The 12422-nt window shown below is 36.6% G+C and carries 18 protein-coding genes and 1 riboswitch; of the genes, 9 read left to right on the forward strand and 9 right to left on the reverse strand.

Annotation, left to right across the window (positions count from 1 at the left end; all coding sequences use genetic code 11):
* Positions 1–18 precede the first annotated feature (18 nt).
* Entirely contained in the window at positions 19–153 is a 135-nt protein-coding gene (locus IE222_RS22390) for a BA3454 family stress response protein (protein ID WP_191276602.1), read from the reverse strand.
* A 109-nt stretch (positions 154–262) separates the two neighbouring features.
* On the reverse strand, positions 263–493 hold the full coding sequence (locus IE222_RS22395) for a hypothetical protein (protein ID WP_191276603.1): 231 nt from the start codon (positions 491–493) through the stop codon (positions 263–265).
* 267 nt (positions 494–760) lie between these two features.
* Between IE222_RS22395 and asnS the strand changes: the two genes are divergently transcribed.
* From asnS to IE222_RS22415, 4 genes are all read left to right on the forward strand, one after another.
* Positions 761–2152, forward strand: coding sequence for an asparagine--tRNA ligase (asnS, locus tag IE222_RS22400; RefSeq protein ID WP_191276604.1), 1392 nt, complete (start codon positions 761–763; stop codon positions 2150–2152).
* Between the two features lie 192 nt (positions 2153–2344).
* On the forward strand, positions 2345–2719 hold the full coding sequence (locus tag IE222_RS22405) for a DUF2089 domain-containing protein (protein ID WP_191276621.1): 375 nt from the start codon (positions 2345–2347) through the stop codon (positions 2717–2719).
* Positions 2716–3108, forward strand: a complete 393-nt coding sequence (locus IE222_RS22410; RefSeq protein ID WP_191276605.1) for an SHOCT-like domain-containing protein — start codon at positions 2716–2718, stop codon at positions 3106–3108. Before IE222_RS22405 ends, IE222_RS22410 begins: the two co-directional genes overlap by 4 nt.
* A 2-nt stretch (positions 3109–3110) precedes the next feature.
* Positions 3111–3380 carry a hypothetical protein gene (locus tag IE222_RS22415; RefSeq protein ID WP_191276606.1) on the forward strand — a complete coding sequence of 90 codons (270 nt, stop codon included), beginning with the start codon at positions 3111–3113 and terminating at the stop codon, positions 3378–3380.
* A 37-nt stretch (positions 3381–3417) separates the two neighbouring features.
* Here the strand turns inward: IE222_RS22415 and IE222_RS22420 are convergent, their stop codons facing one another.
* Positions 3418–4899 carry an amino acid permease gene (locus IE222_RS22420; protein ID WP_191276607.1) on the reverse strand — a complete coding sequence of 494 codons (1482 nt, stop codon included), beginning with the start codon at positions 4897–4899 and terminating at the stop codon, positions 3418–3420.
* A 99-nt stretch (positions 4900–4998) separates the two neighbouring features.
* A riboswitch (Lysine riboswitch) is annotated at positions 4999–5186 on the reverse strand.
* A 212-nt stretch (positions 5187–5398) separates the two neighbouring features.
* On the opposite strand from IE222_RS22420, the gene IE222_RS22425 reads away from it, so the two are divergent.
* Positions 5399–6367 carry a DMT family transporter gene (locus IE222_RS22425; RefSeq protein WP_191276608.1) on the forward strand — a complete coding sequence of 323 codons (969 nt, stop codon included), beginning with the start codon at positions 5399–5401 and terminating at the stop codon, positions 6365–6367.
* 53 nt (positions 6368–6420) lie between these two features.
* Here IE222_RS22425 and IE222_RS22430 read toward each other — a convergent pair whose 3' ends face one another.
* From IE222_RS22430 to IE222_RS22440, 3 genes are all read right to left on the reverse strand, one after another.
* Positions 6421–7281, reverse strand: a complete 861-nt coding sequence (locus IE222_RS22430; RefSeq protein ID WP_191276609.1) for a DUF421 domain-containing protein — start codon at positions 7279–7281, stop codon at positions 6421–6423.
* Positions 7282–7295: 14 nt separating this feature from the next.
* Positions 7296–7502: a DUF1657 domain-containing protein gene (locus tag IE222_RS22435; RefSeq protein ID WP_191276610.1), complete on the reverse strand. Its 207-nt coding sequence runs from the start codon at positions 7500–7502 to the stop codon at positions 7296–7298.
* 69 nt (positions 7503–7571) lie between these two features.
* Complete coding sequence (locus tag IE222_RS22440; protein ID WP_191276611.1) at positions 7572–7775, reverse strand: DUF1657 domain-containing protein; 204 nt, start codon at positions 7773–7775, stop codon at positions 7572–7574.
* A 213-nt stretch (positions 7776–7988) separates the two neighbouring features.
* Between IE222_RS22440 and IE222_RS22445 the strand changes: the two genes are divergently transcribed.
* The 3 genes from IE222_RS22445 (at position 7989) to IE222_RS22455 (ending at position 9897) form a co-directional block, all read left to right on the forward strand.
* Positions 7989–8594, forward strand: a complete 606-nt coding sequence (locus tag IE222_RS22445) for a hypothetical protein (RefSeq protein WP_191276612.1) — start codon at positions 7989–7991, stop codon at positions 8592–8594.
* A gap of 85 nt (positions 8595–8679) precedes the next feature.
* On the forward strand, positions 8680–8841 hold the full coding sequence (locus IE222_RS22450; protein ID WP_191276613.1) for a hypothetical protein: 162 nt from the start codon (positions 8680–8682) through the stop codon (positions 8839–8841).
* 186 nt (positions 8842–9027) lie between these two features.
* Complete coding sequence (locus IE222_RS22455) at positions 9028–9897, forward strand: YitT family protein (protein WP_223282853.1); 870 nt, start codon at positions 9028–9030, stop codon at positions 9895–9897.
* A gap of 191 nt (positions 9898–10088) precedes the next feature.
* Here IE222_RS22455 and IE222_RS22460 read toward each other — a convergent pair whose 3' ends face one another.
* From IE222_RS22460 to IE222_RS22470, 3 genes are all read right to left on the reverse strand, one after another.
* Positions 10089–10340: a sigma-G-dependent sporulation-specific acid-soluble spore protein CsgA gene (locus tag IE222_RS22460; RefSeq protein WP_191276622.1), complete on the reverse strand. Its 252-nt coding sequence runs from the start codon at positions 10338–10340 to the stop codon at positions 10089–10091.
* A 113-nt stretch (positions 10341–10453) separates the two neighbouring features.
* Positions 10454–10702, reverse strand: coding sequence for a hypothetical protein (locus IE222_RS22465; RefSeq protein ID WP_191276615.1), 249 nt, complete (start codon positions 10700–10702; stop codon positions 10454–10456).
* A gap of 148 nt (positions 10703–10850) precedes the next feature.
* A complete protein-coding gene (locus IE222_RS22470; protein WP_191276616.1) occupies positions 10851–11561 on the reverse strand; it encodes a class I SAM-dependent methyltransferase in 711 nt (236 codons plus the stop codon).
* A 325-nt stretch (positions 11562–11886) separates the two neighbouring features.
* On the opposite strand from IE222_RS22470, the gene IE222_RS22475 reads away from it, so the two are divergent.
* Positions 11887–12195, forward strand: coding sequence for a hypothetical protein (locus tag IE222_RS22475; RefSeq protein WP_191276617.1), 309 nt, complete (start codon positions 11887–11889; stop codon positions 12193–12195).
* Positions 12196–12422: the final 227 nt, after the last annotated feature.

A 12422-nucleotide genomic window follows, 5' to 3' on the forward strand; every position in this document is an offset into this window, starting at 1 on the left:
ATGTCTTTACCATCCTATTTACTTTTTCCATTGCTTTTCAACTTGTTCAAAGGCAAGACGCATAATTTCTTCATCAGAGGTGTTTCGGTCGGTAATAACATTTGTCAAATAGCTTTTTCCTTCAAATGTAATCGTTACTTCAATTTGCATCATTTTTAATCACCCTTCTTTTTAAATGTAGATTAATATACGAATTCCATTGTCATTTTATGATAAAAAAATTCGTTTTTAAGGAAGAAAAAAACTTCCAAGTTGGAAGTTGTTAGACTTCTACAGTCATAAATTCCTCGGCAAAGAGCTGAACATCGTTTTTGTTGATGTTGTCCTTTTTCAATAGTGATTCAGCGATAACTACGAAGGCTTGCGTTGAATCATTTCGTTTTAGGTCTCTAATAGATACATCTCCATTTAGCAATTGAATTGCCTTCTCCTGAATGTCAGGATTCTTTGAAGATTTGTAAAGAAGGTAGGCAATACAAGTAATTTTGTCCATACTACCACTCCTTATTATTCATGAATCACTTTATTATTAATTCGACTGTAATCAACCATTCTCCTTCTATTTTCTGAAAATTTTTTAAACTCGAGGTTAAATTGAAGAATTTGAAGAATATTGCTTATTTGTTTGGATTTTTATATAATATGGAAGGGATAAAAGACAAACGGTAAAAGCAAAATATTACCTTTCGTCCCAATGAGGGATGAGAGGTTTTTTGTTTTACCTGCTGCCTTTATACATAGGATTTAGGAGTGAAACAATATGAAACAAACCTTAATAAAAGATTTATACCGTAATACAGAAAGCTACATTGACCAAAAAGTACAAATATCTGGTTGGATTCGCACCATTCGTGATTCCAAAACTTTTGGTTTCATAGAATTAAATGATGGCAGCTTCTTTAAAGGTGTTCAAATTGTTTTTGATAATCAGTTAGAAAATTATAAGGAAATAGCTAAGCTGCCAATCAGCTCATCGCTAAAGATTGAAGGCGAATTCGTTCATACTCCACAGGCAAAACAGCCGTTTGAGATTAAAGCAACGATTATTGAAATTGAAGGAACCTCCAATGTTGATTATCCATTACAGAAGAAAAGACATACATTTGAATATTTAAGAACGATTGCTCACTTACGGCCAAGAACCAATACATTTAATGCCGTTTTCCGATTACGTTCGGTAGCAGCTTATGCCATTCATAAGTTTTTCCAAGAGAAAGGATTTGTCTATGTTCAATCCCCAATTATTACTGGGAGTGATACTGAGGGAGCAGGCGAAATGTTCCGGGTTACTACCTTAGATTTGGACAATCTGCCAAAAAATGAAGAAGGAAAGCTTGATACATCCAGCGACTTCTTTGGTAGAGAAACAAATTTAACGGTGAGCGGACAGCTATCTGCTGAAGCGTTTGCCTTAGCATTCCGAAATGTATATACATTTGGTCCGACCTTTAGAGCTGAAAACTCCAATACAGCTAGACATGCAGCGGAATTCTGGATGATGGAGCCGGAAATGGCGTTTGCCGAGCTGCCTGACATTATGGACAATACTGAGGAAATGGTGAAATTTGTTATCAATTATGTATTAGAAAATGCCCCTGAAGAAATGAATTTCTTTAACAGCTTCGTAGAAAAAGGATTATTGGATCGTCTAGAAAACGCCCGTACTGCAGATTTTGGACGCGTGACCTATACTGAAGCAATAGAGCTGTTAAAAGAGTCAGGTGAAAATTTTGCTTATCCAGTTGAGTGGGGATTAGATCTGCAGACAGAGCATGAGCGTTATTTATGTGAGAAAGTGTTTAAGAAACCAGTCTTTGTTACGGACTATCCAAAAGAAATTAAAGCCTTTTATATGCGATTAAACGAAGATGACAAAACGGTTGCTGCAATGGATTTACTTGTACCTGGAATCGGAGAATTAGTTGGCGGCAGCCAGCGTGAAGAGCGTGAAGATGTCCTTGCTGCAAAAATTGATGAGCTTGGTATGAATCAAGAGGATTATTGGTGGTACCTGGAATTAAGGAAATACGGCGGCACCAAGCATGCAGGCTATGGTCTTGGCTTCGAACGTTTAATCATGTATTTAACCGGAATGACCAATATTAGAGACGTTATTCCGTTCCCAAGAACACCAGGAAATGCAGAGTTTTAATCATCTGAAAAACAGACTCAGAAAATGGGTCTGTTTTTTTGTGTTGTTATTATTTTTGTTTATTAATACATATTTAAAGCTAGAGTTAACAATATTAATTTTATTGTTTAATTTTATAAATAATTTAAATTTATTGTTTAATTATTATTGGGGATGTTGTATGATATGGTTAATACAGGAAAGGAGAAGAATATGGCATATCCTTTACTAACACATTGTCCAGTTTGCAGCCAACAATTGAAAATTACGAGGCTGCAATGCCGACATTGTCAGACAATAATAGAAAATGAATTTGAAGTTTCAAAGCTGGCGGCGCTAGGTAAGGAACAGCTCCGTTTTATTGAAGTCTTCCTTAAATGCCGCGGGAATATAAAGGAAGTAGAAAAAGAGTTAGGCATTTCCTATCCGACTGTCAGAGGGAAATTGGATGAAATCATAACAGCTTTAGGGTATTCGACACAAAAGAAACCAGAAATTGATAAGAAAAAAATTGTTACAATGCTGGAAAAGGGAGAAATCTCAGCGGAAGAAGCGATTGAATTGCTGAAAGAGGGGGAAGCGGAATGAAGGATGAAATTTCTAGAATTTTAACGATGGTAGAGGAAGGAAAAATTGACAAGGAAAAGGCGAGTGAATTGATTAATATTCTCCAGGGGAAGGAGCAATCAGAACCGGTTTCCTTAATAAAAGAAAGAACCCCTTATGGCAATAAAATGTTGAAGATCCGAGTAACATCCGTTGAAGGCGATAATGTAAATGTAAATTTACCGATTAATCTTGTGAAGGCAGTTTTAAAGGTAGGGACAAATATAGCGGAAAAAATACCGGAGGCTTCTAAATATGTGAAGGATATCAATATTGATCTGTTAATCGAAGCGATTGAAAATGAATTAGATGGACAGATTGTTGATATCAACTCAGCAAATGGCGATAAAGTATTTGTGGTGATTGAATAGTAATGTTAAAGGTCAGGGTGAAAGTAAATGATAGAAAATTCTCCATTCCTGTGCCGTATGCGGTTTTGAATTTGGCAAGTTTGATTATTACCTCAAAGCGAGTTAACCGTTTTATTAATAAGGCGATTGAAAAAGACGACAGTAAATTTATCTTCCCGGATATTGACAGAAAAGATTTGAAACCTTTCCTCCATGAACTCTCCAGGTATAAAGGGCTCGTCCTTGTAGAAACAAGGTTAAAGGATGGAACTGAAGTAGAGGTAAAACTATAAAAACAACACGCACCAGATGCGTGTTGTTTTTATAAAATTAAACTTCTAAATCACATTTATTTAGTGGAATTAGCTTCGTTTTCCTTGTTAATTTATGCCCAATCCAAAGGATTAGAAACAATGGTAAGCCAATATAAGAAACCATTACACCATTCCAATCAATATGATCGCCCAAAAATGCTGAATAATTTTGCCCTAATACTACGAAAGCACAAACTGCAAAGGCGAAGATCGGACCGAATGGGAATAACTTCGATTTATACGGTAATAAGCTAAAATCCTTTCCTTGCGCAATAAATGCCCTGCGGAAACGATAGTGACAAACCGCGATGCCAAGCCAAGCAATAAACCCAGACATTCCGGAGGCATTCAACAGCCAAACGTAAACCGTACCATCACCGAAGAATGAAGCTAGAAAAGCGACAGTACCGACTAAAGTAGTAGCAATTAATGCGTTTACCGGAACTCCTCTTTTATTTAGTTTACCAAGGAATTTTGGCGCTTTACCTTCACGTGCTAAATCCCAAAGCATCCGGGTTGAGGCGTACATTCCAGAATTCCCTGCAGATAATACAGCTGTTAGGATAACGGCATTCATAACAGAAGCAGCAAAGGCAATTCCTGCTTTTTGGAAAACAAGTGTGAACGGACTGACGGATACGTCTCCATTCGCTAAGCTTTCATTTGTATAAGGAATTAATAGACCAATGACTAAAATGGCTAACACATAGAATAAAAGAATCCGCCAAAATACAGATCTTACTGCACGTGGAATTGATTTACCAGGATTATCTGTTTCACCGGCAGCCACACCTAATAGTTCTGTTCCTTGGAAAGAGAAACCTGCAGCCATGAAAATACCGAGCATAGCCATAAAGCCACCATGGAATGGAGCATCACCAACAGTGAAGTTTTTAAAGCCAACAGCCTGGCCCCCCATGATTCCAAATACCATCAACGTTCCTGTAATAATAAAAATGATAACCGTAACAACTTTAATTAAAGAGAACCAATATTCCGCTTCACCAAAGCCTTTAACAGAGAGATAATTTAATAGGAACATTATTACTAAAAAGATTCCGCTCCAAAGAAAGGATGGTGTATGAGGGAACCAAAACTTCATGATCATTGTTACCGCAGAAAGTTCGGCAGCAATGGTGATTGCCCAGTTATACCAATAATTCCAGCCAAGGGCAAAGCCAAGGGATGGATCGACAAACTTTGTCGCATACGTACTGAAGCTGCCCGCTACCGGCATATAGGCCGCCATTTCGGCTAAGCTTTGCATTAAAAAGTAAACCATAATCCCAATTACTATATAGGAAAGCAGCGCACCACCGGGACCAGCCTCATGAATGGCTCCGCCGCTGGCAAGAAATAATCCGGTACCAATCGTTCCGCCAAGGGATATCATCGTCAGGTGGCGTGATTTTAAACTTCGTTTTAGCTCAGTTGTTTCTGTTTTTGATGTCCCAGTCTCTGAATAGACATCCTTTTTAAGTGCATTTGGAGATGGCATAACTATGACTCCTTTTAATTTTGTTAGGAAGGAGTTTGGAATAAAAAATGCCACCGAAGCAGATTCTGGTGACATTGTTGATATCCCGCATCAGACCTTCCGAAAGATAGCTCAACACGATGGTGGTAAGTCCAAACGTGACAGTTCTGTTCCTATTCGGAGACAGCCCCAGCATACTCTACAAGAGATAAAGTACACTTCGGCAGCTTTTCCTTTCAAATGAAGTCAAGCGATGTCTCTGCATCTCGTCCATTTTACTGATAAAAACTGCGACCTCTACCCCATCGGTTTGATGAGGATTTTTATGAAATTAATATATTTATATAATAAAAATCAATATAAAAAATGTCAATGGTAAAATTTTTAGTGTATTCCTTTCAGTGAACATGTCTGAAAAGAAAAATGTTAACAAAAAATTCAGAAACCTGATATACTAGAGTGGTTAATTTAAATACGCTACAATCTGGAAAAATTTTTGACAAATAGGGGAAGAAAAATAATGAAGCCAATCATAATAGGAATATTTGCTTCTTTCTTTTTTGCTTTTACATTTATTTTAAATAGATCGATGGACCTTAATGGCGGCAGTTGGATCTGGAGTGCATCCCTAAGATATTTCTTTATGGTTCCATTTCTTTTTATCATTGTAATTGCAAGAAAAAACCTAAAACCACTTTTCTCTGAAATGAAAAAAAAGCCTGGGACATGGCTGCTATGGAGTTTTGTAGGATTTGGGTTATTTTATGCACCGCTTTGTTTCTCGGCAGCGTATGCCCCCGGCTGGCTAATCGCTGCTACATGGCAAATTACCATTATCTCCGGGTCTCTACTTGCACCACTATTCTATGAGACGGTGCTGACAGAACATGGGCCAAAACATATAAAGGGGAAAATTCCGCTCAAAGGGCTGGCCATGTCGCTGATTATTTTGCTCGGAATCATACTGATGCAGCTGCAGCAGGCGTCAGAATTGACGGTTATTGCCGTTACGCTGGGGATTTTGCCGGTTGTAGCAGCCTCATTTGCTTACCCGCTTGGAAACCGAAAAATGATGGATGTATGCGGCGGGCGATTGGATGTATTTCAGCGTGTATTAGGGATGACAATTGCAAGTTTGCCGTTTTGGATCATCCTTTCCATTTACGGTTACTTTACAGTTGGCTTGCCAAGTATGGGACAGACAATTCAATCCAGTCTGGTGGCCATTTCCTCAGGCGTTATTGCAACAATTTTATTTTTCCAAGCAACTGACCTTGTCAGAGGAAATATGCAAAAATTAGCAGTGGTTGAAGCTACACAATCAATGGAAGTGTTATTTGCATTATTGGGTGAAGTATGGCTGTTGAATTCTGCTTTTCCCACTCCGTTATCGTGGATGGGAGTTGTATTAGTAATGGCCGGAATGGTGCTGCATAGTTATATTTCGAATAAAAAAGAAGCACCAGTTGGCAGAAAAGCAAGTGCTTAATAATCCATTAAATAATCCTTATCAAATTCGTTGATAAGGATTATTTTTGGTTGCTACCCGTTTAGATAAGGTTCCATTTTGTTAATCATTTCTTGGAGGATGGCGGCATTTTTCTTATACATAGCTTTTGATTTTTCACATTCTGTTGATAAAGAGAAGATTTCTAAATCTGCTTGGGTTTTTTTCAATGAGGCCAATAATAGCGGACGCTGCTGCGGCTGCGGAACCTGGATTTTATCATCATAAAGATCTAGCGTTAATTCACCGTAGGAATCTACTTGGCCAAGAAATACATTATCCAGTGTCGCATTCATCTTTTCCAGCTCAGTGTATAGCCAGCCTCTGCCTTTTCCGCTCCAACGTAATGCGTCATCTATAATTTTTCCGTCCATAATGATTGTAAACGGTTCTTTCTCATTTGGCACTTTCATTTGTAAGTCTTTTGGTGTTAACGGGCGATTTTCTTTTTTTAGAAGTACACTAAGCTTTCCTTGGGGTTCTAAAACTGCAAATTCCACATCAGCTACTTTAAAGACATTATTTTGTCTTAGTAAGGTTGAAATGTTGTCAATTGTGTACTTTTCCTTTTTTAAATTGTCCTCTAATAATTTTCCATCTTTAATGATAACGGTCCCACTGCCTTCCACAATATCACGAAATTTTTTGCTTTTTAAGGAAATGGTGTCCGTTAAAAATGTGACGAGCCCAAAAATAAAAACAGCCAAGGCACCTTGAAGATAATTCTGTTCTAATCCCGTAACAACCTCACCAGCAATACTACCTATGGTAATTCCGGAAACATATTCAAATAAGGTAAGTTGTGAAATTTGTTTTTTTCCGACGAGCTTTGTGATTAAGAATAAAAATAAAATAAAACTAATAGACCTCAACAGTATTTCAAGATATCCATTCATCCAGTTTCACCTCTTTAAGAGCCTTTATATTGCGGTTCTTGCCTCTCTAGCTCTAAGACACGAAATTGAAGATCCTTTTTTACTGTTTCAATGGTCATGGCTGATTCATGAAAAATGGCTTTTGCTTCTTCATCTAATGAATTTAATGCTAAGGATGATAATTGTGATTCAATTCCCCGAATGGTTGCAAGACATTGTTTTACGTTTGAGGCAATTGTCATTTTCTAACCACCTTTTTAGAAAATAATAAAACATGAAAAGGGGTTGGCAAAAATCGCCAACCATTTTCATTATTGATTGTATTGAGGTTCTTCAGTAGTAATTTCTTGAAGACGCGGTTCCACGCTATCAATGATTGACTGAGTTTGCTGTGCTGCTTGTTGGTAAAGCTGCTTTGCATTTTTGTTATCTGTTTGCAATGCAAAAGTTTCAAACGATGCTTGTGCGCTTTTTAATCCTGCTATTGTTTGTTTCACCTGTGTGCCTACAGTCATAATTGTACCTTCTTTCATATTAAGATAGATGTTTCAAGGATAGTATGCGAATCATTCCAAAGCTTATGTATGTAATTAATGTGTTAAAAGGCAAAAGTTTTTCCAATTATAAAGGAAAACAATATTCAATTATTTAAGTTAAAAAATTACAATAATTAGTAAATTTTGATAAAATTGAATAGGAAATATAGAGTATTAGAGGGGGAATTATTTTTGATTTACATAAGGAAAAAAGAGTCAGCTGAGGAGAATTCCGTTAAGCTTGTTGCTTACACAATTATTTTGTATATAAGCAGTTTTTTTGTTCCGTTTGTCATTGTTGCGTCTTTTCAAAGTGTAGTTTACTATTCACGGTCACAATGGTTTTTTGCAACACCATTTTCAGCCTATATAACGTTTATGGCCGGTATGTTTTATATTGCTATTGTATTTACATTCTTTCTTATTTTCCGCCAAAAGTGGGAAGGGGGGAAATTTAAGTCAATTATTAGTTTGCTTCTTTTAATCAGTATTCCGGTCTTTTATTTGAGCTTAACCAATTATTATTATGTAGATGATAAAGGGGTCCATTATAATTCATTAATAAGTATCTCAGAAGAGGAATATAAGTGGGAAAATGTAAACACAGTTCATATTATTTATCGAAATCATCAAGGGATTGTTAGCAATTTTCAATATAAGTTTCAGATGATGGATGGTGAGACAATTACTCTTCCATATGATGATAAGTTTTCCGAAAATATAAGGCGGATTGAGGAAAAGATTCAACAGTATCACATTGTAGTTAAGGACAATTTTAAGAACCCAATTGTAGATTGATTGATCATCAAGCAGGGTGGATAACCTCCTTTGAATAGTTGTATGAGTGTATTGAGAAAATAATGTTTGAAGGGGGTTTACAAAAATGTCTAAACGAAAAGATCAGAAGAAACAAACTCCGACACTTGCTCCGGGGATGGATGATCACGAAGAGTTGGAACAAAGAGCATCAGAAGAAGAAATTGAAGATGGTGAATATACTAGTGTGACTACATTTTCATTCGATGAAGTGGAACCAAGCCGTTAATCGGTACCGCCTGCTGCGTTTTCAGGCGGTTTTTTTGAGAAAAATTTAAAAACTGAAGCAAATCTATATAAATGTCGGACCTATTTCGGTATTCTATATATAGACAAATAATTCGAAAGGGGCTAGATAATGCAAGAAAGTCATGAGCTAAATCTAATCGACCAACAGGAAACGATTGAAGTAGTAATGGAGAAAATGCAGCATCGAAAATTAACAAAGAAAAAAATCCTCCAGCGGATTTTCCTAATAACCTTCGGTGCAAGTTTAATGGGGGTCGGCCTGGAAATATTCCTTGTCCCAAATAATGTAATTGATGGGGGGATTACCGGTGTTTCAATTATGCTTTCTTATGTTACCGGCTGGAAATTGGGGATTTTCCTATTTCTTTTAAATATCCCATTTTTCTTTTTAGGCTACAAGCAAATCGGAAAAACCTTCGCCATATCAACTCTTTACGGTATTATTATCCTTTCCATTGCAACTACTTTACTCCATCCAGTTCCGGCCTTTACCCAAGATATTCTCTTAGCATCTGTTTTTGGAGGAATTGTTCTCGGAATAGGTGTAGGGATGGTTATTCGCTACGGTGGTTCTTTAGACGGAACCGAAATTTTAGCGATATTATTTAATAATAAACTCCCTTTTTCGGTAGGGGAAATTATTATGTTTTTTAACTTGTTTATTTTAGCTTGTGCCGGTTTTGTATTTACCTGGGACCGCGCGATGTATTCCTTAATTGCTTATTTTGTAGCCTACAAAACGATTGATATTACGATTACGGGACTTGATGAATCAAAATCTGTGTGGATCATTAGTGATAATGCACAAATAATCGGTGATGCAATCATGAATCGTCTAGGCCGCGGAGTAACGTTTTTAAATGGAGAAGGTGCCTACTCCGGTGATCAAAAGAAAGTTATTTTCTGTGTGATTAATCGACTTGAGGAAGCAAAACTAAAGGAAATTGTAACAGAATGTGACGATAATGCCTTTTTAGCTGTTGCAGATATTGCCGAAGTTCGAGGCGGCAGATTTAAAAAACGAGAAATCCATTAATAGTGACAGGCAGGAAAGAAATTTAGGGAAATTTGCTAATGTCGAATAAAAAACAAATGACACGAATGTTGTAATTTTCAGAAAATTATTATCAGTTTTTGTCATACTATGCGCTTGCCTAGGAAATAATGACACGGAAAAAGAAATATTTCCAAAAAAGATGGCAGAATAGCACCGCCATCTTTTTCAATTTAGAACAAAAGCTCATATACCTCATTTAATTCGTAAACCCTTTGATCATCTTGCACATCCTGGGCATAATTGATTTCTGCATGTAAAATATGGTTTAAAAAATCAATTTCTTTTTCATTCAGGGTTCTAACAAATGCACCTTCCGTTTTAAAGTTTCCAGTCGCCAACTTTTGATAAATTTGCCTGCCTTCGGAATGGTCATCGGTATAATTTGATAGTGTTTCTTTGAGATATCCTAACGTTTTATCCAAAACATTCACCAATCCTTTCATCCTTAGTTTTTGATGAAAAGGATTAAATATACCTAATTATAGGCACACCAAAAATCTATTCTTTTTTAAAAAAAGGTACCATACTTGCACATCTACCATAATAACGGAAAACCTATACCAAAACCAACAAACGGGAAGAAAACAGGCGGCCGCCAAAATGGACCCCAAAAACCGTAGCCATAGCCTTCTTCAGAATTGGACTGACCATGTCCTAATTCCTCAATTTCAAGACCGTTTTTCCGAACCTTTACGACCCTTCCAAATGTCCATTTTCCTTCCTTATTTTTAAAATGAATAATTTCACCTTCTAAACGACGCGCCTGTTCGTAATTTAATTCCATTTCCTATTCCTCCATTCGTAGGTACTTGCTATAAAGTATGAAGGATGTCCAAGGTATGTCAGGGCGATTAACCAAATCTTGTCCAGATTCATAAAAATAAAAAGCCCTTCATTTCTTAAATGAAAATCAAGGCTTTCTTTCCTTCATTTTATTTAGAACAAGAAAATATGCGATGACTTAAAATGTCATGATATTTCACCAGCATATTACCGTGCTGATTCAAAATACTGAATAGCTCAGGCTCAAAATTCTGTGAAAAATTAAATTCTTGAGCAGAGCTGTTATCCATAAGATTAAGATGCAATGACTTTATTTCAATATCTGTGAAGCCGCATTCCTCAAAAAGCTGCACCCAATCACTTTCTAATAATAATGAATCAATATTGTAAAACTGGACTATTTCCTCCTCTGCTTGTTTGTTTAGCTTTGAATTAATGGTCATTTCATTTGCTAAAAGTCGTCCTCCAGGTTTTAATACCCTGTTGAATTCTTTAAGTGCTTTTGGTTTATTCACAAATGCTAATACGGACTCACATAAAATGAAATCAAAGCTATCATCCTGAAATGGAATTTCTTCTACAGACCCCTGAATGAGCTGAATGGGATATTGCAGGCTTAGAAAGCGATTTTTTGCCTTTTCAATCATAATTGGATTCAATTCAAGACAGGTGATTTTCGCTTTATATTGGTCAAATAAATAAGCTGCTGTTTGTCCTGTACCGCAGCCTGCATCTAATATCGTACATTCATTTGTAATATTTTCCTCTGCTAGTATGCTTTTTGTTAAACCTATTCCTCCTGGATGGGCTCCGCCAACGCCAAACTTCGCAAGGAAATCAATATATGTTAAGCCACCCATAGACACCATCCTCACTTCTTTTTTGCATCTTATGAAATGGATCGGGAATAGGTGCTGTATCTACCATATTATTTTTGCTAATAAACAGTAACTATATTATGTTAACTTTAGTAGTTAAAAATATAACCCTGCCACAGTCACATTTCAGGATTCTTTCTCAAGCCACCACATTAAACCTCTGCAATTACGTAACTTATGGACATAATTCTTCCAGTAAATAACTTTTGATGCACAGTTTCCTACTTATACTCGTTTGAAACGAGGACAAATTAAATAAATGGAAGGCTTCTTTGTTCTTCCGTATAAAGGTAAAGGGGTGCAAAACATGAAAAATAATTTAATGAGGATGCCGTTTTTAAAAATGTTTATGCCAAAGCGGCGAAATAATGGAGCTATTTGGGCATCACTTGCTGGTATAGGATTAGGTGCAGCTGTTTATGGTATGGCAAAAGGAAAACGAAATGTTATGACACTTCCTATAGGTGATTCTGTAAAAAATTTTGCTTCTCCCATTAAGGATTCCGTAAAAAACATCGTCCCAAAAATGAATATAAATAATATGGATAATGCTGCATTAACGGAGTTTTCCGACGAGTTATTAGAAAGTGCATTAAATAATAATAAAAATAGATAAATGAAAAAGTCCGCAAAGCTGCGGACTTTCAGGCTGTCGAAAAACTTTCGATGGCCTTTTATTTTGTATTATTTCTTTAACAATTCACTGCGTTAATTTGTTACAATATTATTGATATATAAGCTTTTCAATAGGTCTGTTGATTTCCGCTCCAGGCGGCTTCGCTTTCCGCGGGCGTGCCGGAGAGCCTCCTCGGCGCTTTAGCGGAGGCCACTGAAAAACTTTCT

Origin of the sequence: Neobacillus kokaensis, assembly GCF_014656545.1 — a bacterium.
GTDB classification, from domain to species: domain Bacteria; phylum Bacillota; class Bacilli; order Bacillales; family Cytobacillaceae; genus Neobacillus; species Neobacillus kokaensis.

What these genes read in the sequence shown, in the direction of transcription:
- IE222_RS22415 (WP_191276606.1), top strand. Translation starts at nt 3,111, where the DNA reads ATGTTAAAGGTCAGGGTGAAAGTAAATGATAGAAAATTCTCCATTCCT.
- IE222_RS22455 (WP_223282853.1), top strand. Translation starts at nt 9,028, where the DNA reads ATGGAGAAAATGCAGCATCGAAAATTAACAAAGAAAAAAATCCTCCAG.
- IE222_RS22475 (WP_191276617.1), top strand. Translation starts at nt 11,887, where the DNA reads ATGAAAAATAATTTAATGAGGATGCCGTTTTTAAAAATGTTTATGCCA.
- IE222_RS22395 (WP_191276603.1), bottom strand. Translation starts at nt 493, where the DNA reads ATGGACAAAATTACTTGTATTGCCTACCTTCTTTACAAATCTTCAAAG.
- IE222_RS22390 (WP_191276602.1), bottom strand. Translation starts at nt 153, where the DNA reads ATGATGCAAATTGAAGTAACGATTACATTTGAAGGAAAAAGCTATTTG.
- IE222_RS22440 (WP_191276611.1), bottom strand. Translation starts at nt 7,775, where the DNA reads ATGACTGTAGGCACACAGGTGAAACAAACAATAGCAGGATTAAAAAGC.
- IE222_RS22420 (WP_191276607.1), bottom strand. Translation starts at nt 4,899, where the DNA reads ATGCCATCTCCAAATGCACTTAAAAAGGATGTCTATTCAGAGACTGGG.
- IE222_RS22430 (WP_191276609.1), bottom strand. Translation starts at nt 7,281, where the DNA reads ATGAATGGATATCTTGAAATACTGTTGAGGTCTATTAGTTTTATTTTA.
- IE222_RS22470 (WP_191276616.1), bottom strand. Translation starts at nt 11,561, where the DNA reads ATGGGTGGCTTAACATATATTGATTTCCTTGCGAAGTTTGGCGTTGGC.
- IE222_RS22450 (WP_191276613.1), top strand. Translation starts at nt 8,680, where the DNA reads ATGTCTAAACGAAAAGATCAGAAGAAACAAACTCCGACACTTGCTCCG.
- IE222_RS22435 (WP_191276610.1), bottom strand. Translation starts at nt 7,502, where the DNA reads ATGACAATTGCCTCAAACGTAAAACAATGTCTTGCAACCATTCGGGGA.
- IE222_RS22425 (WP_191276608.1), top strand. Translation starts at nt 5,399, where the DNA reads ATGAAGCCAATCATAATAGGAATATTTGCTTCTTTCTTTTTTGCTTTT.
- IE222_RS22465 (WP_191276615.1), bottom strand. Translation starts at nt 10,702, where the DNA reads ATGGAATTAAATTACGAACAGGCGCGTCGTTTAGAAGGTGAAATTATT.
- IE222_RS22410 (WP_191276605.1), top strand. Translation starts at nt 2,716, where the DNA reads ATGAAGGATGAAATTTCTAGAATTTTAACGATGGTAGAGGAAGGAAAA.
- IE222_RS22405 (WP_191276621.1), top strand. Translation starts at nt 2,345, where the DNA reads ATGGCATATCCTTTACTAACACATTGTCCAGTTTGCAGCCAACAATTG.
- asnS (WP_191276604.1), top strand. Translation starts at nt 761, where the DNA reads ATGAAACAAACCTTAATAAAAGATTTATACCGTAATACAGAAAGCTAC.